At 68.2% G+C, this 21,678-nt stretch carries 15 protein-coding genes; 6 read left to right on the top strand and 9 right to left on the bottom strand.

The genetic code is table 11. The annotated features are described in order from the left end of the window. Nucleotides 1–121: 121 nt before the first annotated feature. Complete coding sequence (locus tag GQ56_RS0114740; protein WP_031399383.1) at nt 122–601, top strand: glutathione peroxidase; 480 nt, start codon at nt 122–124, stop codon at nt 599–601. 65 nt (nt 602–666) lie between these two features. On the opposite strand, the gene cls is transcribed toward GQ56_RS0114740, so the two are convergent. The 6 genes from cls to dapC form a co-directional block, all read right to left on the bottom strand. Further along, nucleotides 667–2,106, bottom strand: coding sequence for a cardiolipin synthase (gene cls / locus GQ56_RS0114735; RefSeq protein WP_031399382.1), 1,440 nt, complete (start codon nt 2,104–2,106; stop codon nt 667–669). 104 nt (nt 2,107–2,210) lie between these two features. Next, nucleotides 2,211–3,119, bottom strand: a complete 909-nt coding sequence (prmB, locus tag GQ56_RS0114730; protein WP_031399381.1) for a 50S ribosomal protein L3 N(5)-glutamine methyltransferase — start codon at nt 3,117–3,119, stop codon at nt 2,211–2,213. A gap of 11 nt (nt 3,120–3,130) precedes the next feature. After that, on the bottom strand, nt 3,131–4,270 hold the full coding sequence (gene dapE, locus GQ56_RS0114725; RefSeq protein ID WP_031399380.1) for a succinyl-diaminopimelate desuccinylase: 1,140 nt from the start codon (nt 4,268–4,270) through the stop codon (nt 3,131–3,133). An 86-nt stretch (nt 4,271–4,356) separates the two neighbouring features. Beyond that, nucleotides 4,357–4,725, bottom strand: coding sequence for an ArsC family reductase (locus GQ56_RS0114720; RefSeq protein WP_031399379.1), 369 nt, complete (start codon nt 4,723–4,725; stop codon nt 4,357–4,359). Further along, entirely contained in the window at nt 4,725–5,552 is an 828-nt protein-coding gene (gene dapD, locus GQ56_RS0114715; RefSeq protein WP_031399378.1) for a 2,3,4,5-tetrahydropyridine-2,6-dicarboxylate N-succinyltransferase, read from the bottom strand. The genes GQ56_RS0114720 and dapD overlap by 1 nt, the downstream gene beginning before the upstream one ends. A 44-nt stretch (nt 5,553–5,596) precedes the next feature. Next, nucleotides 5,597–6,829, bottom strand: a complete 1,233-nt coding sequence (dapC, locus tag GQ56_RS0114710) for a succinyldiaminopimelate transaminase (RefSeq protein WP_031399377.1) — start codon at nt 6,827–6,829, stop codon at nt 5,597–5,599. A gap of 159 nt (nt 6,830–6,988) precedes the next feature. Here dapC and GQ56_RS0114705 point away from each other — a divergent pair, with 159 nt between their 5' ends. The 5 genes from GQ56_RS0114705 to def all read left to right on the top strand — a co-directional run bounded on the left by GQ56_RS0114705 (nt 6,989) and on the right by def (nt 15,709). Continuing rightward, the gene (locus tag GQ56_RS0114705) at nt 6,989–7,930 is read left to right on the top strand and encodes a DMT family transporter (protein WP_031399376.1); all 942 of its coding nucleotides are present in this window, start codon (nt 6,989–6,991) and stop codon (nt 7,928–7,930) included. A gap of 139 nt (nt 7,931–8,069) precedes the next feature. Next, the gene (gene smc, locus GQ56_RS0114700) at nt 8,070–11,582 is read left to right on the top strand and encodes a chromosome segregation protein SMC (protein ID WP_031399375.1); all 3,513 of its coding nucleotides are present in this window, start codon (nt 8,070–8,072) and stop codon (nt 11,580–11,582) included. Between the two features lie 85 nt (nt 11,583–11,667). Then, a complete protein-coding gene (locus GQ56_RS0114695) occupies nt 11,668–12,939 on the top strand; it encodes a cell division protein ZipA C-terminal FtsZ-binding domain-containing protein (RefSeq protein ID WP_031399374.1) in 1,272 nt (423 codons plus the stop codon). A gap of 164 nt (nt 12,940–13,103) precedes the next feature. Continuing rightward, on the top strand, nt 13,104–15,179 hold the full coding sequence (gene ligA, locus GQ56_RS0114690) for an NAD-dependent DNA ligase LigA (protein ID WP_031399373.1): 2,076 nt from the start codon (nt 13,104–13,106) through the stop codon (nt 15,177–15,179). Then, entirely contained in the window at nt 15,176–15,709 is a 534-nt protein-coding gene (gene def / locus GQ56_RS0114685; RefSeq protein ID WP_031399372.1) for a peptide deformylase, read from the top strand. The genes ligA and def overlap by 4 nt, the downstream gene beginning before the upstream one ends. 90 nt (nt 15,710–15,799) lie before the next feature. Here the strand turns inward: def and GQ56_RS41270 are convergent, their stop codons facing one another. From GQ56_RS41270 to map, 3 genes are read right to left on the bottom strand one after another with little or no spacing between them, the layout of a single operon-like run. Beyond that, nucleotides 15,800–17,950: a pseudouridine synthase gene (locus GQ56_RS41270; protein WP_075122942.1), complete on the bottom strand. Its 2,151-nt coding sequence runs from the start codon at nt 17,948–17,950 to the stop codon at nt 15,800–15,802. 16 nt (nt 17,951–17,966) lie between these two features. Continuing rightward, nucleotides 17,967–20,543, bottom strand: a complete 2,577-nt coding sequence (locus tag GQ56_RS0114675) for a [protein-PII] uridylyltransferase (RefSeq protein ID WP_031399370.1) — start codon at nt 20,541–20,543, stop codon at nt 17,967–17,969. A gap of 45 nt (nt 20,544–20,588) precedes the next feature. Next, complete coding sequence (gene map / locus GQ56_RS0114670) at nt 20,589–21,404, bottom strand: type I methionyl aminopeptidase (protein ID WP_031399369.1); 816 nt, start codon at nt 21,402–21,404, stop codon at nt 20,589–20,591. Nucleotides 21,405–21,678: the final 274 nt, after the last annotated feature.

Raw genomic sequence — 21,678 nt, 5'->3', positions numbered from 1 at the left:
CCAAAACCGCTATTCTAGACTGCGCGCCGCTTGTGCCGGACATCGGCCGTTCGGCGAGTGCCGCAACGCTGCAATTTCGCCTAGACTCCACGTCGATCCGGTTTCGTAAAAGGAGTGCCCGATGTCCACCCTGTATTCGTTCAGCGCAGAGACGCTCGCCGGCGCGCCGGCCACGCTCGATGCGTATCGCGGCAAGGTGCTGCTGATCGTCAACACCGCGAGCGAGTGCGGTTTCACGCCGCAGTACGCGGGTCTGCAGAAGCTGTACGACCAGTACGCGGCGCGCGGCTTCTACGTGCTCGGTTTCCCGTGCAACCAGTTCGGCAAGCAGGAGCCCGGCGACGCCGCGCAGATCGGCGCGTTCTGCGAGCGCAATTACGGCGTCACGTTCCCGATGTTTGCGAAGATCGACGTGAAGGGCGACCATGTGCATCCGCTGTACCGCTACCTGACGGACGAGGCGCCGGGCATTCTCGGGCTCAAGGCGATCAAGTGGAATTTCACGAAATTCCTGATCGATCGCGAAGGGCGCATCGTCAAGCGCTACGCTCCGTCGACCAAGCCCGACGAGATCGCCGCGGATATCGACAAGCTGCTGTGACGGCGGCGGGGCGTTTGCCGCTGCGCCGGTAGGTAGCCGCGCGGGCGCCGGTGGCGCCCGGGCCGTTACAGGATCGGCGCGAACAGCCGCGCGACGTGCATCGCGATGCGCCGCCACGCGGGCGACCGGCGGTATTCGTCCGCATCGACCTCGTACGCCTGCGCGAAGTCGGCGTCGAGCATCGTCTCGACCTCGTCGGCGAATGCGCGGTCGACGGTCAGCACCATGATCTCGAAATTGAGGCGGAACGAGCGGTTGTCGAGATTCGCGCTGCCGATCGCGGCCGCGCTGCGGTCGATCAGCACGACCTTCTGGTGCAGGAAGCCGGGACGGTAGCGGAACACCTTGACGCCGGCATCGACCAGGTCGCGCGCGTACAGCTTCGACGCCTCGAACACCACATAGTGATCGCGCCGGCTCGGGATCAGGATGCGTACGTCGACGCCGCGCATCACGGCGAGCTTCAGCGCGGAGATCACGGCCTCGTCGGGGACGAGGTACGGCGAGGTGATCCAGACGCGTTCGCGCGCGGCGTTGATCGCCTCGACGAAGAACAGCGAGCCCGTTTCCTGCTTGTCGGCCGGCCCCATCGGCACCGCGAGGCAATGCATGTTGTCGCCCGGCTGCGCCGGCGGCGGCAGCGCGAGCGGTGGCAGTTTCTGCGTCGCCCAGTGCCAGTCTTCGGCGAACACGTACTGGATGCTCGCGACCACCGGGCCGCGGATCTCGATGTGCGTGTCGCGCCACGGCGACAGGCGCGGCTTCGCGCCGAGATATTCGACGCCGACGTTGTGGCCGCCGACGAACGCGCGATTGCCGTCGATCACGACGATCTTGCGATGGTTGCGGAAGTTGAGCTGGAAACGGTTGACGAATTTGCGGTTGGTCGCGAACGGGTGAACCTCGACGCCGCCCCGGCGCAGCGCGTCGACATAGCTGTGCGGCAGGTCGAAGCTGCCGATGCTGTCGTACAGCAGGCAGCAGCGCACGCCGGCTGCCGCGCGCGCGAGCAGCGCGTCGCGCAGCATCTGGCCGAGCGCATCGTCGCGCACGATGAAGAACTGGACGACCACGTAATCGCGCGCGGCGTCGATGGCCGACAGGATCGCCGAGAACGTCGCTTCGCCGTTCACGAGCGTGCGCACCGAGTTGCCGCCGAGGAACGGCATGCCGCCGAGCCGCGTGAGCGCGAGCACGGCCGCCTGGCCGATGGCGTCGGCGGCCGGGCCGTCGGTTGCGTCGGTGCTGAGCCAGGGCGAGCGCGGTGTGTGCATGCGCAACATCTCCAGCTCGTGGCGCCGCGCGTCGACGTAGCCGGAGAACTTGCTGCGCCCGAGGAACAGGTACGGAATGAGCGTCAGGTACGGCATGGCCGCGAGCGAGACGGCCCACGCGATCGCGCCTTGCGACGTGCGCGTGTTCATGATCGCGTGGAACGCCGCGACGATCCCGAGCACGTGGATCGTCAGGATCAGGGTACCGAGATGTAGCCAGTCGAGGGTCATGGGCGCGTGACGGACTCCTGAAGTCGTGCGGCGCGGCGGCCGCTTACGCGCATCTTACCCAACCGCGCGGCGCAGCGGTGTACCGCGCCGCACGGAAAGGAGGCTCAGGCCTTGCGCGGCAGGTCCGACGCCTGGATCAGGAACACGGCATCGTCGCCCGCGCTGGTGGGCAGCCACGTGAGTTCGAGGCCGCCGAACGCGGCTTCGACGTTGTCGCGCTCGTTGCCGATCTCGACGACCAGGATACCGTCGTCGTGCAGCCAGCGATGCGCTTCGGCGACGATGCGTCGGACGATGTCCATCCCGTCGTCGCCGCCCGCGAGCGCCATCTCCGGCTCGTGCCGGTATTCGGGCGGCAGCGCGGCCATCGACGATGCGTTCACGTACGGCGGGTTGGTCAGGATCACGTCGTAGCGAGCGTCGGGATCGGCGCGGAACGCGGGCAGCGGTGCATAGAGGTCGCCGCGGTGCAGCGTGATGCGATCTTCGAGGCCGTAGTCGCGCACGTTGATCTCCGCGACTTCGAGTGCCTTGTCGGACAGGTCGACCGCATCGACCTCGGCGTTCGGGAACGCGCTGGCCGCCAGGATCGCGAGGCAGCCGGAGCCCGTGCACAGCTCGAGCACCGCGCCGACCTGCTCGGGATCGGCGACGTACGGCTGCAGCCCGTCGTCGAGCAGTTCGCCGATGAACGAGCGCGGCACGATCACGCGCTCGTCGACGTAGAAGCGGTGGCCGTGCATCCAGGCTTCATGCGTGAGGTACGCGGCCGGCACGCGGTCGGCCGCGCGCCGTTCGATCACGGCAAGCACGGCCGCGATTTCGTCGGGCAGCAGCCGCGCATCGAGGAACGGCTCGAGCGTGTCGAGCGGCAGCTCGAGCGTGTGCAGCACGAGGTAGGCCGCTTCGTCGTACGCGTTGTCGGAGCCGTGGCCGAATGCGAGCTTCGCCTTCGAGAAGCGCGTGACCGCATAGCGCAGCAGGTCCCGGACAGTTGCAAAAGGTGTCGTCATGCGAGGCTCCGTCAGGCGATCAGTTGTTCGAGCACGCGGCGGTACACGTTCTTCAGCGGATCGATGAAGCGCACCTCGATGTGTTCGTCGATCTTGTGGATGCTGCCGTTCGGCGGGCCGAACTCGATCACCTGCGGGCAGATGCGCGCGATGAAGCGGCCATCCGACGTGCCGCCCGTCGTCGACAGCTCGGTCGTGATGCCGGTCTCGGCACGGATCGCGTTTTCCAGCGCGCCCGACAGCTCGCCGCGCGGCGTGAGGAACGGCAGGCCGCTCACCGACCACTTCAGCGTGTATTCGAGGCCATGCTTGTCGAGGATCGCATGCACGCGCGCCTGCAGGCCTTCGACCGTGCTGGCGGTGGAAAAGCGGAAGTTGAACAGCAGGTCGGCGTGGCCGGGGATCACGTTGGTCGCGCCGGTGCCGGCGTGCAGGTTCGATACCTGCCAGGTGGTCGGCGGGAAATATTCGTTGCCTTCGTCCCATTGCTCGACGGCGAGCTCGGCGAGCGCCGGCGCGAGCAGGTGGATCGGGTTCTTCGCGAGGTGCGGATACGCGATGTGGCCCTGGATGCCCTTGACGACCAGTTCGCCCGACATCGACCCGCGGCGGCCGTTCTTGACGACGTCGCCGAGCGCGGCGGTCGACGTCGGCTCGCCGACGATGCAATAGTCGAGGCGCTCGCCACGCGCCTGCAGCAGCTCGACGACCTTCACGGTGCCGTCGGTGGCAGGGCCTTCCTCGTCGCTCGTGATCAGGAACGCGAGCGCGCCGCGGTGGCCGGGATGGGCCGCGACGAATTCCTCGGCTGCGACGACGAACGCCGCGAGCGACGTCTTCATGTCGGCCGCGCCGCGGCCGTACAGCTTGCCGTCGCGATGGGCGGGAATGAACGGCGGCGAGCTCCACTGCTCGAGCGGGCCGGTCGGCACGACGTCGGTGTGGCCCGCGAATGCGAGCAGCTTGCCGTCGCGGCCGTCGGTGCCGCGCTTGACGGCCCACAGGTTCGTCACGCCGTGCGACGCGATGGTCTCGCATTCGAAACCGAGCGCGGCGAGGCGCTCGGTCATGATCTGCTGGCAATGCTGGTCGTCGGGCGTCACGGACGCACGGGCGATCAGCTGTTCGGTAAGGGCTAGGGTGGCGGACATGGTTCGGACCACTTTCGATAAAAAATGCCGGCGCGGTGGCCGGCAGCGACAGGACATCGGGCCCTCAGGGCTCGGTGCGGGCGGCCCTATGCGGCAAACAGCGCCGCGTATTGGTCGGCCGCGAAGCCGAGCGATTTCACGCGGCCGTTGACGACGAGCACGGGACGCTTGATGACCGACGGCTTGTGGATCATCAGCGCAACCGCGCCGGTTTTCGTTTCGGCGGCCGCCTTCATCGCGTCGTCCAGGCCGCGCCACGTCGTGCCGCGCTTGTTCACGAGCGCGTCGAGCGACACGTCCTTCAACCAGTCTTCAACCAGCGGCGCGCTGACGCCGAGCTTCTTGAAATCGTGGAACTCGAATTCGACGCCGTGATCGTCGAGCCACACGCGGGCCTTCTTCACGGTGTCGCAGTTCGGAATGCCGTAGACGACCACGGTGCGCGGCTTCGCCATCAGTCGCCTCGCAGCAGCTCGTTGAGGCCGACCTTCGCGCGGGTCTTCGCGTCGACCTTCTTGACGATCACCGCGCAGTACAGGCTGTGCGAGCCGTCCTTCGACGGCAGGTTGCCGGCGACGACGACCGAGCCGGCCGGGATGCGGCCGTAGCTGACTTCGCCCGTTTCGCGATCGTAGATCTTCGTGCTCTGGCCGAGGTACACGCCCATCGAGATCACCGAGTTTTCCTCGACGATCACGCCTTCGACGACTTCCGAGCGCGCGCCGATGAAGCAGTTGTCCTCGATGATGACCGGGTTTGCCTGCAGCGGCTCCAGCACGCCGCCGATGCCGACGCCGCCCGACAGGTGGACGTTCTTGCCGATCTGCGCGCACGAGCCGACCGTCGCCCACGTGTCGACCATCGTGCCTTCGTCGACGTAGGCGCCGATGTTCGTGTACGACGGCATCAGCACGACGTTCTTCGCGATGAACGAACCGCGGCGCGCGATGGCCGGCGGAACGACGCGGAAGCCGCCCGCGGCGAAATCTTCAGTCGTGTAGTTCGCGAACTTCGACGGCACCTTGTCGTAGAACTGCGAGTAGCCGCCGGCCGGCATCGGCGCGTTGTCCTCCAGGCGGAACGACAGCAGCACGGCCTTCTTCAGCCACTGGTGCACGGTCCAGTTGCCGTCGATCTTCTCGGCCACGCGCAGCGCGCCTTTGTCGAGCTGCTCGATCGCGTGCGCGACGGCTTCACGGACGTCGGCCGGTGCGGCCTTCGGCGACAGCTCGGCGCGGTTTTCCCAGGCGGTATCGATGATTTGCTGAAGTTGTTGCGACATGTTCGTTTTCGCAGGAGATGGATGGAATTGATCGGATTGGACGATTACCGCGCGAGAGCCCGGCAGAAATCGACGATGCGTTGCGCGCCCTCGACGCATTCGGGGGTGCCCGCGACGAGCGCGATCCGGATGAAATCGCGGCCCGGATTCGTACCGTGCGCATCGCGCGCCAGATAGGAACCGGGCAGAACCGTCACATTATAGTCGGCGTACAGGCGGCGGGCGAACTCGGTGTCCGACAGCCCGGTGCGGGACACGTTCGCCCACAGGTAGAACGCAGCGTCGGGCAGTTTCACGTCGAGCACGTCGGCGAGCATCGGCGTGACCGTGCTGAACTTCTGCAGGTACAGCGCGCGGTTCTCGCGCACGTGTGCCTCGTCGTTCCACGCGGCGATGCTCGCGTGCTGCCAGACCGGCGACAGCGCCGCGCCGTGGTACGTGCGGTACAGCAGGAATTGCTTCAGCAGCGCGGCGTCGCCGGCGACGAAGCCGGAGCGCATGCCCGGGACGTTCGAGCGCTTCGACAGGCTCGACAGCATCACGAGACGCTCGAAGCCGCGGCCGAGGCGATGCGCGGCCTCGAGGCCGCCGAGCGGCGGCGCCGCCTCGTCGAAGTAGATTTCCGAATAGCACTCGTCGGACGCGATCACGAAACCGTGCCGGTCGGACAGCGCGAACAGCTCGCGCCAGTCGTCGAGCGTCAGCACGGCGCCGGTCGGGTTGCCGGGCGAGCACACGTACAGCAGCTGCGTGCGGGCCCACACGTCGTCGGGCACGGCCGCGTAGTCGCACGCGAAGTTGCGGGCCGGGTCGCTGTTCGCGAAATAGGGTTCGGCACCGGCCAGCAGTGCCGCGCCTTCGTAAATTTGATAGAAAGGATTCGGACAGAGTACGATCGCCTTCTCGCCCCGTTCGGACGGACGGGCGTCGATGACGGTCTGGGCGAGCGAGAACAGCGCTTCGCGCGACCCCGACACGGGCAGCACCTGCGTGGCCGGATCGATCGCGGGCAGCCCGTAGCGGCGCTCCAGCCAGTGCGCGATCGACGTGCGCAGCGCGTCCGAGCCGGCGGTGGCCGGGTACGACGCGAGCCCGTCGAGCGAGGCCACCACGGCGTCGCGGATCAGCGCCGGAGTCGCGTGCTTGGGCTCGCCGATGCCGAAGCTGATCGGTTTGAGGGCGCCGGACGGCGTCACGTCCTTGAACAGGGCGCGCAGCTTTTCGAAGGGATAGGGCTGGAGCGAGTCGAGTCGAGGGTTCACGGGCGAAGCGGCCATCGCGGCCGGTTGGAGCGAAAGAAGCGGCAGGCGCGCCGCACGGCTGCGAACGGGCGCCGACGGCGCGCGGGTCGCAACGAATGATTATAGCGTGACGGAATGTGGTCGCGGCCCGCCGGAACGGCGGCCGGGCCGGTCGAACAAAAGGTATCGAATCAAATGAATAACGCGGTACGCGGCAGTCTGCCGACGCTGGCCATCCTGATCGGCGCATCGGTATGGGGCCTGATCTGGTATCCGTTGCGGATCCTCGCGTCGCTCGGCCTGACGGGCACGCTGGCGAGCGCGCTGACGAGCCTCGTCGCGTTCCTGTTCGTGGTCGTCGCGCGGCACCGCACGATCGCGACGCTGCGCTGGCACTGGGTGCTGCCCGGCATCGCGGTGACGGCCGGCGTGACGAACCTCGGGTTCGTATGGGGCACGATCCACGGCGAGGTGCTGCGCGTGATGCTGCTGTTCTACCTGACCCCGGCGTGGACCGCGATCTACGCGCACTTCCTGCTGCGCGAGCGGCTCACCTGGGCCGGCGCCGGCCTTGCCGCGCTGTCGATCGGCGGCGCGATGCTGATGCTGTGGTCGCCGCAGCTCGGCCTGCCGCTGCCGGCCAGCCCGGCCGAATGGGCCGGCCTCGCCGCCGGGCTGAGCTTCGCGATGAGCAACGTGCTCGTGATCAAGGCGAGCCGCGAGCTGCCGGAGATGCGCGCGGAGATGCGCACCGCGACGCTGTTCGGCGGCGCGGCGGTGTTCGGTGCGATCGCGTCGCTGTTCGAGGGCTGGCCCGCCGTGCCGGCGGGCGGCCAGCTCGGCGTCGCCGCGCTGATCATCGCCGCGATCGGCGTGACGATGGCGTCGAACAACCTGCTCGTGCAATACGGGCTCGCGCGGGTGCCGGCGAACCGTGCGTCGATCATCATGCTGTTCGAGATCGTGATCACCGCGCTGTCGGCATGGGTGTTCGCGAACGAGCTGCCGACCGCGCGCGAGTGGGCCGGCGGTGCATGCATCGTGCTGGCGACGCTGCTGTCGAGCCGGGTCCATCGCACTGCGCCGGCATCGGACAAACCCGGCGACGGTCGGGACGACGCACGCGCGATGGTATGATGGAAGCCGTTTGCGGGGCCCAACGCTGTATGCGCGCGGCCCCGTTTTTGAATTCCGGGGCGCGTCGCGCGCATGGGCCGTCCGGCCTTGCGCCGTGCGGCTCCGTCCGTTTCACACCTTCTTCACATCCGATACCGCCGTGCGTCTGAGCTCGATCAAACTCGCTGGCTTCAAATCCTTTGTCGATCCCACGCATTTCCAGGTTCCGGGCCAGCTTGTCGGCGTGGTGGGCCCGAACGGGTGCGGCAAGTCCAACATCATCGACGCCGTGCGCTGGGTGCTCGGCGAGTCGCGCGCATCCGAGCTGCGCGGCGAATCGATGCAGGACGTGATCTTCAACGGCTCGACCGCCCGCAAGCCCGGCAGCCGGGCCAGCGTCGAACTGATCTTCGACAACTCCGACGGCCGCGCGGCCGGCCAGTGGGGCCAGTACGGCGAGATTGCCGTGAAGCGCGTGCTCACGCGCGACGGCACGTCGAGCTACTACATCAACAACCTGCCGGCGCGCCGCCGCGACATCCAGGACATCTTCCTCGGCACGGGCCTCGGGCCGCGCGCGTACGCGATCATCGGGCAGGGCATGATCGCGCGGATCATCGAGGCGAAGCCGGAAGAGCTGCGCGTGTTCCTCGAGGAAGCCGCAGGCGTGTCGAAGTACAAGGAACGCCGCCGCGAAACCGAGAACCGCCTGCACGACACGCGCGAGAACCTGACGCGCGTCGAGGACATCGTCCGCGAACTCGCCGCGAACCTCGAGAAGCTCGAGGGGCAGGCTGTCGTCGCGACCCGCTACAAGGAACTCGTCGCCGACGGCGAGGAGAAGCAGCGCCTGCTGTGGCTGCTGCGCAAGAACGAGGCCGCCGGCGAGCAGCAGAAGCAGCAGCGCGCGATCGAGCAGGCGCAGATCGACCTCGAGGCGCAGACGGCAAAGCTGCGCGAGGTCGAGGCGCAGCTCGAGACGCTGCGCGTCGCGCATTACGCGGCGAGCGACGCGATGCAGGGCGCGCAGGGTTCGCTCTACGAGGCGAATGCCGAAGTGAGCCGCCTCGAAGCCGAGATCAAGTTCATCGTCGAGTCGCGCAATCGCGTACAGGCGCAGATCGCCGCATTGAACGCGCAGCGCGAGCAGTGGCGCGCGCAGGCCGAGAAGGCGCAGGACGAGCTCGAGGAAGCCGAAGAGGCGCGCGCGATGGCCGACGAGAAGGCCGCGCTCGCCGAGGACAACGCGGCCGCGAAGCATGACGCGCTGCCGGCGCTCGAAGCGAAGTGGCGCGACGCGCAGGCGCAGCTCAACGACGAGCGCGCGCGGATCGCGCAGACCGAACAGTCGCTGAAGCTCGAAGCCGCGCACCAGCGCAACGCCGACCAGCAGCTCCAGCAGCTTCAGCAGCGCCATGAGCGCCTGAAGAGCGAGGCGGGCGGGCTCGATGCGCCGGACGAAGCGCAGCTCGAGGAGTTGCGCATGCAGCTCGCCGAGCAGGAAGAGATCCTCGCCGAAGCGCAGGCGCGCCTTGCCGACGCGCAGGAAACGGTGCCGCGGCTCGACGGCGAGCGCCGCGCCGCGCAGGATCGCGTGCAGGCCGAAGCCGCGCAGATCCACCAGCTCGAGGCGCGTCTTGCCGCACTGAAGCAGCTGCAGGAAAACGTGCAGACGGAAGGCAAGGTGCAGCCGTGGCTCGACAAGCACGAGCTCGGCGCGCTGCCGCGTCTGTGGAAGAAACTGCACGTCGAGCCGGGCTGGGAAGCGGCGCTCGAGGCCGTGCTGCGCGAGCGCCTGGCCGCGCTCGAGGTGTCGAATCTCGACTGGGTGAAGGCGTTCGCGACCGACGCGCCGCCCGCGAAGCTCGCGTTCTACGCACCGCCCGCGGCCGGCGAACCGCCTGCCGCGGTGGCCGGGTTGCGTCCGGTGCTGTCGCTCGTGCGCATCGACGACGCGGGCATCCGCGCGGTGCTGAACGACTGGCTCGGCAGCGTGTATGTCGCCGACGACATCGCGCAGGCGCTCGCGACGCGCGCGCAGCTGCCGGCAGGCGGCGCGTTCGTCGTCAAGGCCGGCCATATCGTCACGCGGGTCGGCGTGCAGCTTTACGCGGCCGATTCGGAGCAGGCCGGGATGCTGGCCCGCCAGCAGGAAATCGAAAACCTCACGCGCCAGGTGCGTGCACAGGCGCTGCTCGCCGACGAGGCGCGTACGGCCGCCGTGCGCGCGGAAGCCGCGCACACGCAGGCCACGCAGGCGCTCGGCGACGTGCGAGCGCAGGCCGAGCGCGCGACGCAGCGCGTGCACGCGCTGCAGATGGACGTACTGAAGCTCGCGCAGGCGCACGAACGTTACACGCAGCGCAGCACGCAGATCCGCGAGGAACTCGAGGAAATCGGCGCGCAGATCGAGGAACAGCGCGCGCTGCGTGCGGAGTCGGAAGCGAATTTCGAGCGTTTCGACGGCGAGCTCGCGGAACTGCAGGCGCGTTTCGAGGACAACCAGCTCGCGTTCGAATCGCTCGACGAGTCGCTGACGCAGGCGCGCCAGGAAGCGCGCGACCTGGAACGCGGCGCGAACGACGCGCGCTTCGCCGCGCGCAATGCGGTAACCCGGATCGACGAACTCAAGCGCAGCATCCAGGTCGCGCACGAGCAGAGCGAGCGCGTTGCCGCGTCGCTGGAAGACGCGCGCGCCGAACTCGAGACGATCAACGAGCAGACCGCGCACACGGGCCTGCAGGACGCCCTCGAGGTGCGTGCGGTGAAGGAAGAGGCGCTGCAGGCCGCGCGGATCGAGCTGGACGACCTGACCGCGAAGCTGCGTGCGTCGGACGAGCAGCGGCTCGTCGCCGAGCGCTCGCTGCAGCCGCTGCGCGACCGCATCACCGAATTGCAGTTGAAGGAGCAGGCCGCGCGCCTGTCCGTCGAGCAATTCGCCGAGCAGCTCGCGGCGGCCGAGGTCGACGAGGCCGCGTTGTCCGCGAAGCTGACGCCGGACCTGAAGCCGTCGTACCTGCAGGGTGAGGTCACGCGGCTGAACAACGCGATCAATGCGCTCGGCCCGGTGAACATGGCCGCGCTCGACGAGCTGAAGGCCGCGAGCGAGCGCAAGGTGTTCCTCGACGCGCAGTCGGCCGACCTGATCGACGCGATCACGACGCTCGAGGACGCGATCCACAAGATCGACCAGGAAACCCGCACGCTGCTGCAGGGCACCTTCGACGAAGTCAACCGCCACTTCAGCGACCTGTTCCCGCGCCTGTTCGGCGGGGGCCAGGCGAAGCTGATCATGACGGGCGACGAGATCCTCGACGCCGGCGTGCAGGTGATGGCGCAGCCGCCGGGCAAGAAGAACGCGACGATCCACCTGCTGTCCGGCGGCGAAAAAGCGCTGACCGCGACCGCGCTGGTGTTCGCGATGTTCCAGCTGAATCCCGCGCCGTTCTGTCTGCTCGACGAGGTCGACGCGCCGCTCGACGACGCGAACACCGAGCGTTTCGCGAATCTCGTGCGCGCGATGTCCGACAAGACGCAGTTCCTGTTCATCTCGCACAACAAGATCGCGATGGAAATGGCGCAGCAACTGATCGGCGTGACGATGCAGGAGCAGGGCGTGTCGCGGATCGTCGCGGTGGACATGGAAACCGCCGCGGGTTTTGCCCAGAATTGACGTTTGACGAAACCGGACCGCGTTCGCGCGGCGCATGGGCGCCCGTTCGCGGGTCCGACGAACAAGAATTGCTGATGGAGCGTGCATGGACGAGTTGACACTCGGTTTGATCGGCGCGGGCGCCGTCGTGGTAGGCGGCGTCGTGGTCTACAACGCGTGGCAGGGCGCCAAGGTGCGGCGCAGGATGCCGCGCCCGATGCCGGAGGAAGCGGCCGAGGCGATGAGCCGCCCGGAGCGGGACGACGAGCTGCCGTTCATCGAACCGGTCCGTCAGCCGGTGCGGCGCGAGCCAGCAGCGCCGGTCGCCGCGGCGGCCACGTCGGCCGCGCCGGTCGAGGCGGCGCGGGTCGAGCCGACGTTCGGTGGCGCGGCACCGGCCGATACGCCGGCCGATCTGCAGGCCGAAGCAACCGGCGCCGACTTGCCGTCCGAGGCGGGCGAATCGGCCGCCGGCGAGGAAGCCGCGCCGGTTGCCGTGCATGAAGCGGCCGAGCCGGCCGAACCGGTGCTGCCGGCCGCGACTACGATCTCGTCGGCGCCGCCCGCGATCGTCGATCGCCGGATCGACTGCATCGTGCCGATCCGTCTCGCCGGGCCGCTGCCGGGCGACAAGATCCTGCCCGCCGCGCAGCGGCTGCGCCGCGCGGGCAGCAAGCCCGTGCACATCGAGGGCAAGCCGGAAGGCGGCCAGTGGGAGCTGCTGCAGAACGGCGTGCGCTACGAGGAACTGCGCGCGGCCGCGCAGCTCGCGAACCGCAGCGGCGCGCTGAACGAACTCGAGTTCTCCGAATTCGTGACGGGCGTCCACCAGTTCGCCGATGCGATCGACGGCGCGCCGGAATTCCCGGACATGATGGAAACGGTGGCGATGGCGCGCGAGCTCGACGCGTTTGCCGCGCAGTGCGACGCGCAACTGTCGATCAACGTGATGTCGGACGGTGCGCCGTGGTCGGCCAACTACGTGCAGGCGGTCGCGTCGCAGGACGGGCTGCTGCTGTCGCGCGACGGCACGCGTTTCGTGAAGCTCGACGCGAAGCAGAACCCGGTGTTCATGCTGCAGTTCGGCGATACGAACTTCCTGCGTGACGACCTCACGTACAAGGGGGGCAACATGATCACGCTGGTGCTCGACGTGCCGGTTGCCGAAGAGGACATCCTGCCGTTCCGGCTGATGTGCGATTACGCGAAATCGCTGTCCGAGCGGATCGGCGCGCGGGTCGTCGACGATTCGCGCCGGCCGCTGCCGGAGTCGACGCTGCTGGCGATCGAGCAGCAGTTGATGAAGTTGTACGCGAAGCTGGAGGAGGCCGGCATTCCGGCCGGTTCGCCGGTCACGCGGCGCCTCTTCAGCCAGTAACGCGTCCGCGCGGGCGGCGGGCCGCGGCGCCGCCGTCCGCCGTAGTGGCGGATGCGTTCATGTGCGTGGCGGCACGCGCATCCGGCGTGCATTGCGCGCCCCGCGGCGGCGTCAAACTGAGATAATCGGGCATCCGATTTTCTCAGAACGAATCTGCCGCCAGCATGGCCCGAACCCAAGCCGAACCGCCAGCCAGCCAGCCCGACGCGCGCGCCGCGTGGCTGCGCGACCAACTCGAGCGGGCGAACTACGCCTATTACGTGCTCGACCAGCCGGATCTGCCCGATGCCGAATACGACCGGCTGTTCCGTGAACTGCAGCAGCTCGAAACCGACCATCCCGAACTCGTGACGCCCGATTCGCCGACGCAGCGCGTCGGCGGCGAGGCGGCCGGCGGCTTCACGCCGGTGGTCCACGACGCGCCGATGCTGTCGCTGAACAACGGCTTCGCGGACGAGGACATCGTTGCATTCGACAAGCGCGTCGCCGACGCGCTCGACAAGGTGACCGATCTCGCCGGCTCGGTGACGGAACCCGTCGAATACGCATGCGAGCTGAAGTTCGACGGCCTCGCGATCTCGCTGCGCTACGAGCAGGGCGTGTTCGTGCAGGCGTCGACGCGCGGCGACGGCACGACGGGCGAGGACGTGACCGAGAACGTGCGCACGATCCGCTCGATTCCACTGAAACTGAAGGGTGCACACGTGCCGGCGGTGCTCGACGTGCGCGGCGAGGTACTGATGTTCAAGCGCGATTTCGCGCGCCTGAACGAACGCCAGCGCGCGGCCGAGCAGCGCGAATTCGCAAATCCGCGAAACGCGGCGGCCGGCAGCCTGCGCCAGCTCGACTCGAAGATCACCGCGCAGCGCCCGCTGTCGTTCTTCGCTTACGGGATCGGCGTGCTCGACGGGATGCCGATGCCCGACACCCACAGCGCGCTGCTCGACTGGTACGAGTCGCTCGGCCTGCCCGTGAATCGCGAACGGGCGGTCGTGCACGGCGCAGACGGCTTGCTCGGGTTCTTCCGCAAGATCGGCGAGAAGCGCGAGTCGCTGCCGTACGACATCGACGGCGTCGTCTACAAGGTCAACCGGCGCGACGAACAGGAGCGCCTCGGCTTCGTGTCGCGCGCGCCGCGCTTCGCGCTCGCGCACAAGTTCCCCGCGCAGGAAGCGCTGACGAAGCTCGTCGCGATCGACGTGCAGGTCGGCCGTACCGGCGCAATCACGCCGGTCGCGCGCCTCGAGCCGGTGTTCGTCGGCGGCGCGACCGTGACCAATGCGACGCTGCACAACGAGGACGAGGTGCGCCGCAAGGACATCCGGATCGGCGATACGGTGATCGTGCGACGCGCCGGCGACGTGATTCCCGAGGTGGTCGGTGCGCTGCTTGACCGGCGTCCGGACGATGCCGCCGAATTCGTGATGCCGACCGAGTGCCCGGTGTGCGGTTCGAGGATCGAGCGCCTGCCGGACGAGGCGATCGCGCGCTGCACCGGCGGGCTGTTCTGTCCGGCGCAGCGCAAGCAGGCGCTGTGGCATTTCGCGCAGCGCCGCGCGCTCGACATCGACGGGCTCGGCGAGAAGATCATCGACCAGCTCGTCGAGTTGAATCTGGTGCGCACGCCGGCCGACCTGTTCAATCTCGGCTTCGCGACGCTGGCCGAGCTCGACCGGTTCGCCGAGAAATCCGCGCAGAATCTGCTCGACTCGCTCGAGAAGGCCAAGCACACGACGCTCGCGCGCTTCATCTACGGGCTCGGCATTCGCCATGTCGGCGAATCGACCGCGAAGGATCTCGCGAAGCACTTCGGTTCGCTGACGCCGATCATGGACGCGTCGATCGAGGAGCTGCTCGAAGTCAACGACGTCGGGCCGATCGTTGCCGAGTCGCTTCACCAGTTCTTCGCGGAAGAGCACAACCGGACCGTGATCGAGCAACTGCGCGCGCCGGGCAAGGTCACGTGGCCGGAAGGGCCGCCCGCGCCGAAGGCGCCGCAAGGCGTGCTGGCGGGCAAGACGGTCGTGCTGACGGGCACGCTGCCGACGCTCACGCGCGATGCCGCGAAGGAAATGCTCGAAGCGGCGGGCGCGAAAGTGGCCGGTTCGGTGTCGAAGAAGACGGATTACGTGGTCGCGGGCGCCGAAGCCGGCAGCAAGCTCGCAAAGGCCGAGGAACTCGGCATCCCCGTGCTGGACGAAGACGGCCTGCACCAACTCCTGGAGGGCAATACGCCATGATTCGCGAGATCCTGAAGATGGGTGATCCGCGCCTGCTCGAAGTCGCCAAACCGGTCGAGCGGTTCGACACGCCCGAATTGCACGAGATCGTCGCGGACATGTTCGAGACGATGCACCATGCGAACGGGGCCGGGCTGGCCGCCCCGCAGATCGGCGTCGGGCTGCAGATCATCATCTTCGGCTTCGGCAACAACAACCGCTACCCGGATGCGCCGCCGGTGCCCGAAACGGTGCTGATCAACCCGAAGGTCGAGTACCTGCCGCCGGACATGGAAGAGGGCTGGGAAGGCTGCCTGTCGGTGCCGGGCATGCGCGGCGTCGTCAGCCGCTATGCGAGCGTGCGTTACAGCGGCTTCGACCAGTTCGGCGCGAAGATCGATCGCGTTGCCGACGGGTTCCATGCGCGCGTCGTCCAGCACGAATACGATCACCTGATCGGCAAGCTGTATCCGATGCGGATCACGGATTTCACGCGCTTCGGCTTCACGGAAGTGCTGTTTCCGGGGCTCGATCCGGCTTCCGACGACTGATCCGCCGGCTTTCCCGGCTCCTCGCAGACAAGAAAAAGCCCGCTCGCGCGGGCTTTTTCATTGCATGGCGCACGTGTGGTGCGCCCGCGGTCAGAACGTTTCGTCGGGCGACAGATAGCGCCATTGACCCTGCGGCAGTGCGCCGAGCATCACGCGGCCCATCCGGATGCGCTTCAGGCCGATCACGTCGAGGCCCACCAGTTCGCACATGCGGCGGATCTGGCGCTTCTTGCCTTCGCGCAGCACGAAGCGCAGCTGCTCGCCGTTCTGCCAGCTCACCATCGCGGGCTTCAGCGCGACGCCGTCGAGCTCGAGGCCGTGGCGCAGCTTCGCGAGCGATTCCGCGGGGAAATGCTGGTCGATGTCGATGAGCCGTTCGCCGAAGCGCACGCGCACCAGGTACTCCTTGTCGATATCCGACTGCTCGCCGATCAGCTGCTTCGCGATCACGCCGTTCTGCGTCAGCACGAGCAGGCCGGTCGAATCGATGTCCAGGCGGCCGGCCGGTGCGAGCGCGTGCAGGTGCTGCGGCGAGTAGCGCAGCGGCGAATGGTCGCCGCTCCAGCGGTTCGCGCGCGTGATCAGCACGGCCGCGGGCTCGTAGCCGTCTTCCGCCTGGCCCGATACATAACCGACCGGCTTGTGCAGCAGGATCGTCACTTGCGCGGCCTGCGCGGCGCTCGCGCGCTCGTCGATCTCGATCTTCTGGTCGGCGCGTACCTTGGTGCCGAGCGTGTCGATGCGTTCGCCGTCGACGAGCACCCAGCCCTTTTCGATCCATTCGTCGGCTTCGCGGCGCGAGCACATGCCGAGTTCGGACATCCGCTTCGACAGGCGCATCAGGCCTGCTTCGTCGCCGTAGTCGATGTCGGCGGCAGCGCGCTTGACCGGTTGCGCGGTCTTGACCGCACCGAACGAGCGGCGTTCGCCGTCGCGTGCGGGGCGAGCCGGACGGTCGCCGAAGCTGCGCTTCGCGCCTTCGCCCGTCGCCTTGTCGCGGTAGGACGGACGCTTGCCGTCGTCGGTGCCTGCGCGGCGCGGACGGGCGTCGTCATCGCGACGCGGCGGGCGATCGGACGACGTGCGGCGGTCGCCGAAGCTGCGCTTCGCGCCTTCGCCGGATGCATTGTCGCGATAGGGAGCACGCGGGCCGCCTTCGCCACCCGCGCGACGCGGCCGTGCGTCGTCATCACGGCGCGGCGGGCGATCGGACGACGTGCGACGGTCGCCGAAGCTGCGCTTCGCGCCTTCGCCGGATGTGTTGTCACGATAGGGCGCGCGTGCACCGCCTTCACCACCCGCGCGACGCGGCCGTGCGTCGTCACGCGGACGTGCGTCGTCATCACGACGCGGCGGGCGATCGGACGACGTGCGACGGTCGCTGAAGCTGCGCTTCGCGCCTTCGCCGGATGCATTGTCGCGATAGGGAGCACGCGGGCCGCCTTCACCACCCGCACGACGCGGCCGTGCGTCGTCATCACGACGCGGCGGGCGATCGGACGACGTGCGGCGGTCGCCGAAGCTGCGCTTCGCGCCTTCGCCGGATGCATTGTCGCGATAGGGGGCACGCGGGCCGCCTTCACCACCCGCGCGACGCGGACGTGCGTCGTCATCGCGGCGCGGCGGGCGATCGGACGACGTGCGGCGGTCGCCGAAGCTGCGCTTTGCACCTTCGCCGGATGCATTGTCGCGATAGGGAGCACGCGGGCCGCCTTCGCCACCCGCACGACGCGGCCGTGCGTCGTCATCGCGGCGCGGCGGGCGATCCGATGACGTGCGGCGGTCGCCGAAACTGCGCTTTGCACCTTCGCCAGATGCGTTGTCGCGATACGGCGTACGTGCACCGCCTTCGCCACCCGTGCGACGCGGACGGGCGTCGTCATCACGACGCGGCGGGCGATCGGACGACGTGCGACGGTCGCCGAAACTGCGCTTCGCCCCTTCGCCGGCCGCGTTGTCGCGATAAGGCGCGCGTGTGCCGCGTTCGGCACCGCCGTCACGCGGCGCACGCTTGGCCGGTGCGCGATCCGCGCCCGGGCGCTCGGTGCCCGTGGCCGCGCGCGGCTTGAACGTGCGTTCGCCGGCGGCGGCCGGAGCCGCCTTCTTCGGGCGGGCCGGCTTGTCCCCCGCGGGCGGCGCGGGGGGCCGCACCGCCTTGCGGGCGACGAGGCTGCCGGAGCGGACAGGGGCGCGGGTCGGCGACGCCGGCTTCGGATTCTTGACGGTTAATTTGGTGCGCATAAACGCTGGAATTCATTCAGACTGCGATCGCGCGCAGCAATTCGGTTTCGAGCTGGATCTGCAGGCGGTTGTCGGACAAGCCGGCGCCCGCGAGCAGGAAGATGTCCTCGACGCGTTCGCCGAGCGTATTGATCCGCGCCGCATGGACGCCGATGCGATGTTCGGCGAGCACGCGCGCGATCGAATAGAGAAGGCCCGGCCGGTCGTTGGCCGACACGGACAGGATGTAGTACTGGCCGCGCTCGTCGGCCCGCAGGTCGACGCGCGGCGTGATCGGAAACGTCCGGGACAGCCTCGAGAGGCGGCCCTTGGACGGCTCCGGCAGCGGTGAAGTCTCGGTGAGCCGCGTCGCAAGCTGCTGCTCGACGAGATTCGCGATGTCGCGGTACCGCACGTCGCTTTCGGTCTGCGTGACGATGAAGTTGTCGAGCGCGTAGCCGTGCCGCGTGGTGCTGACCCGTGCGTCGAGCACCGACAGCCCGTTGCGGTCGAAATACGCGCAGATGCCCGCGAACAGGTCGGGGCGGTCCTTCACGTAGACGAGCACTTGCAGCGCTTCGCCGATCGGCGACGGCCGCGCGCGGACGATCGCGGTGTCGGCGTTCACGTGCCGGTACAGCACGCGCGTCTGCCACGCGATGTCGGCCGCGTCGTGACGCAGGAAGAAACCGATGTCGAGCTGATCCCACAGCGCGCGGTGCGCGTCGTCGGGCACGGTCTCGAGGCGCAGCAGCGCGAGCGCCTGTTCCTGTCGCGATTTCAGCTCGGAATGGGCGTCGGGGTTGGCGCCGCCGAGCACGGCGAGCGTGATGCGGTACAGGTCCTCGAGCAGCTTGCCCTTCCACGTGTTCCACACTTTCGGGCTCGTGCCGCGGATATCGGCGACGGTCAGCAGGTAGAGCGCGGTGAGGCGCCGTTCGTTGCCGACGAGTTCGGCAAAGCGCTTGATGACCTCCGGGTCGCTCGTGTCCTGCTTCTGCGCGACCTGGCTCATCGTCAGGTGATGCTGGACGAGCCACACGATCAGCGCCGCGTCGTCGCCGGCGATGCCGTGCTCGCGGCAGAAGCGCCGCGCGTCCGCCATCCCGAGCGTCGAGTGGTCGCCGCCGCGGCCCTTCGCGATGTCGTGGAACAGCGCCGCGACATACAGCACCCACGGGCGCTCGAAGTTGCCGATCAACTGGCTGCAGAACGGGTATTCGTGCGCGTGCTCGGCAACCGCGAAGCGGCGGATGTTGCGCAACACCATCAGGATGTGCTGGTCGACCGTGTACACGTGGTACAGGTCGTGCTGCATCTGCCCGACGATGCGGCGGAAATTCAGCAGGTAGCGGCCGAGCACGCTCGTCTGGTTCATCAGCCGGAATGCGTGCGTGATTCCTTCGGGTTGCTGAAGGATGCGCATGAACGTCTGGCGGTTCTGCGGATCGCGCCGCCACGCGTTGTTCATGATCTCGCGCGAGTTGTACAGCGCGCGCAGCGTGCGGGCGGACAGGCCCTTCACGCCGCGGGTCGTTTCGTACAGCAGGAATGCTTCGAGGATCGCATCGGGGTGGCGCTCGAACACGCCGTCGTCGACGATCTCGAGCATCCCCTGTTTCTCGACGAAGCGGTCCGGCGACAGCACGCGCGTGATGCCGCTCGTCGCGGGGAAGAGCTGCGCCTCGATGTTCTGGATCAGGATCGTCGCGAGCTGCGTGACGGCTTTCGCAGCCCAGTAATAGCGGCGCATCAGCTGCTCGCTCGTGCGCTTGGTCTGTGTCGGCTGGTAGCCGAAGCTTTCGGCCGCCTGCGTCTGCAGGTCGAAGACGAGCATGTCCTGGCGGCGGCCGGCGATCACGTGCAGCCGCGCGCGCAGCGTCTTCAGGAAACCTTCGTTGCGACGCAGCTCGCGCGCTTCGCGGTCGGTGATCAGGCCGCGCGTGTCGAGTTCGCGCCAGCTGCTGCCGAAGCCGGCCGCGCGCGCGATCCACAGGATCGTCTGCAGGTCGCGCAGCCCGCCCGGGCTTTCCTTCACGTTCGGTTCGAGGCTGTACGGCGTGTCCTGGAACTTCGCGTGGCGCTGGCGCATCTCGAGCACCTTCGCGGTGAAGAACGCACGTGCGTCGAGCGCCTCGTGGTAACGCACCGTGAAGCGCTCGAACAGCGCGGTGCTGCCGACGATGCGGCGCGCTTCCAGCAGCGAGGTCTGCACCGTGACGTCCTGCGACGCCTCCTCGATGCACTGCGCGACCGTGCGCACGCTGCTGCCGATCTCGAGACCGAGATCCCATGCCATTCCGATGAAGCGCTCGATGCGCGGGTCGAGCGCCGGGTCGTGCGCGTCGGGCAGCAGCACGAGGATGTCGACGTCGGAATGGGGCGCGAGCTCGCCGCGCCCGTAGCCGCCGACGGCGACGAGCGCGAGCGTCGCGGGCAGCCCGCAGTCGTCCCACACGCGCTTCAGCGCTTCGTCGGTCAGTTTCGACAGCGCGTGCATCAGCGACGCGACGTTGGTCGCGCGGCGAAAGCGCTCGAGCAGGTCGGTCTTGGCGGCCTTGAATTCGGCGCGCCGCGACAGCGCTTCGGGCGAGGGGGCGGCGTGAGCGCTCATGGGCGGCCGTTCAGGTGCGGGCGGGGCGGGCTGGCGCGACGGCGCTCAGACCGCTGCCGCCGGTTGGGCGAACACGGGGCGCGCCGGCGTGCCGGCCGAGACCGTCAGCACCTCGTAGCCGGTTTCGGTGACGAGCACCGTGTGCTCCCATTGCGCGGACAGGCTGCGGTCGCGCGTCTTGACCGTCCACTGGTCGGGCATCGTGCGGATGTCGCGCTTGCCGGCGTTGATCATCGGCTCGATCGTGAAGATCATCCCGGCCTTCAGCTCGATGCCGGTGCCCGGGCGGCCGTAGTGGACGACCTGCGGATCCTCGTGGAACACCGTGCCGATGCCGTGGCCGCAGTATTCGCGCACGACGCTGTAGCCCTGCGCTTCCGCGTGCTTCTGGATCGCGTAGCCGATGTCGCCGAGGTGCGCGCCGGGCTTGACCTGGTCGATGCCGAGCCACATGCATTCGTAGGTGGTCTGCACGAGGCGCTTCGCGAGGATCGAACCCTCGCCGACGATGAACATCCGGCTGGTGTCGCCGAAATAGCCGTTCTTGATCACGGTGATGTCGATGTTCAGCGCGTCGCCGTTCTTGATCACCTTTTCGCCGGGAATGCCGTGGCAGATCACGTCGTTGACCGAAATGCAGGTGGCCTTCGGGTACGGCGGGTAGCCGGGCGGCTGGTAGTTCAGCGGCGCGGGGACCGTGCCCTGCTCGTTGAGCATGTACTCGTGGCAGAGGCGGTCGAGTTCGGCGGTCGTGACGCCCGCGACGACGTGCGGCGTGATGAAGTCGAGCACTTCGCTCGCGAGACGGCAGGCGACGCGCATCTCGGCGATATCGTGTTCGTTTTTGAGCGTAATAGCCATCGAGGTATGCCTGGAATGCGGTGAATTGACGGATTATCGCACCTTATGGCGGGCCTCGCAGCCCCTGCCGGCCGAGCGGATGCGGGTTTTCGCGGATTGTCCGGCCGACGGGCGCGCGGCAGGCGAAAGTGGCGGGCGACTTGAGAGCGGACAAATCGGCGTGCTATACTCTTTGGCTAAGTCGACATCCAAATGCCGATGTTGCCCCGGAATAGGGGCGGCATCGCGGTGAAAGACTTGCGGCACGGGCATTTTGCACGTGCCGAATCGCAAG

The organism is Burkholderia paludis (genome assembly GCF_000732615.1).
Lineage (GTDB): Bacteria > Pseudomonadota > Gammaproteobacteria > Burkholderiales > Burkholderiaceae > Burkholderia > Burkholderia paludis.
The sequence above is the reverse complement of the archived record's forward strand: the minus strand, read 5'-3'. Positions and strand labels throughout refer to the sequence as shown.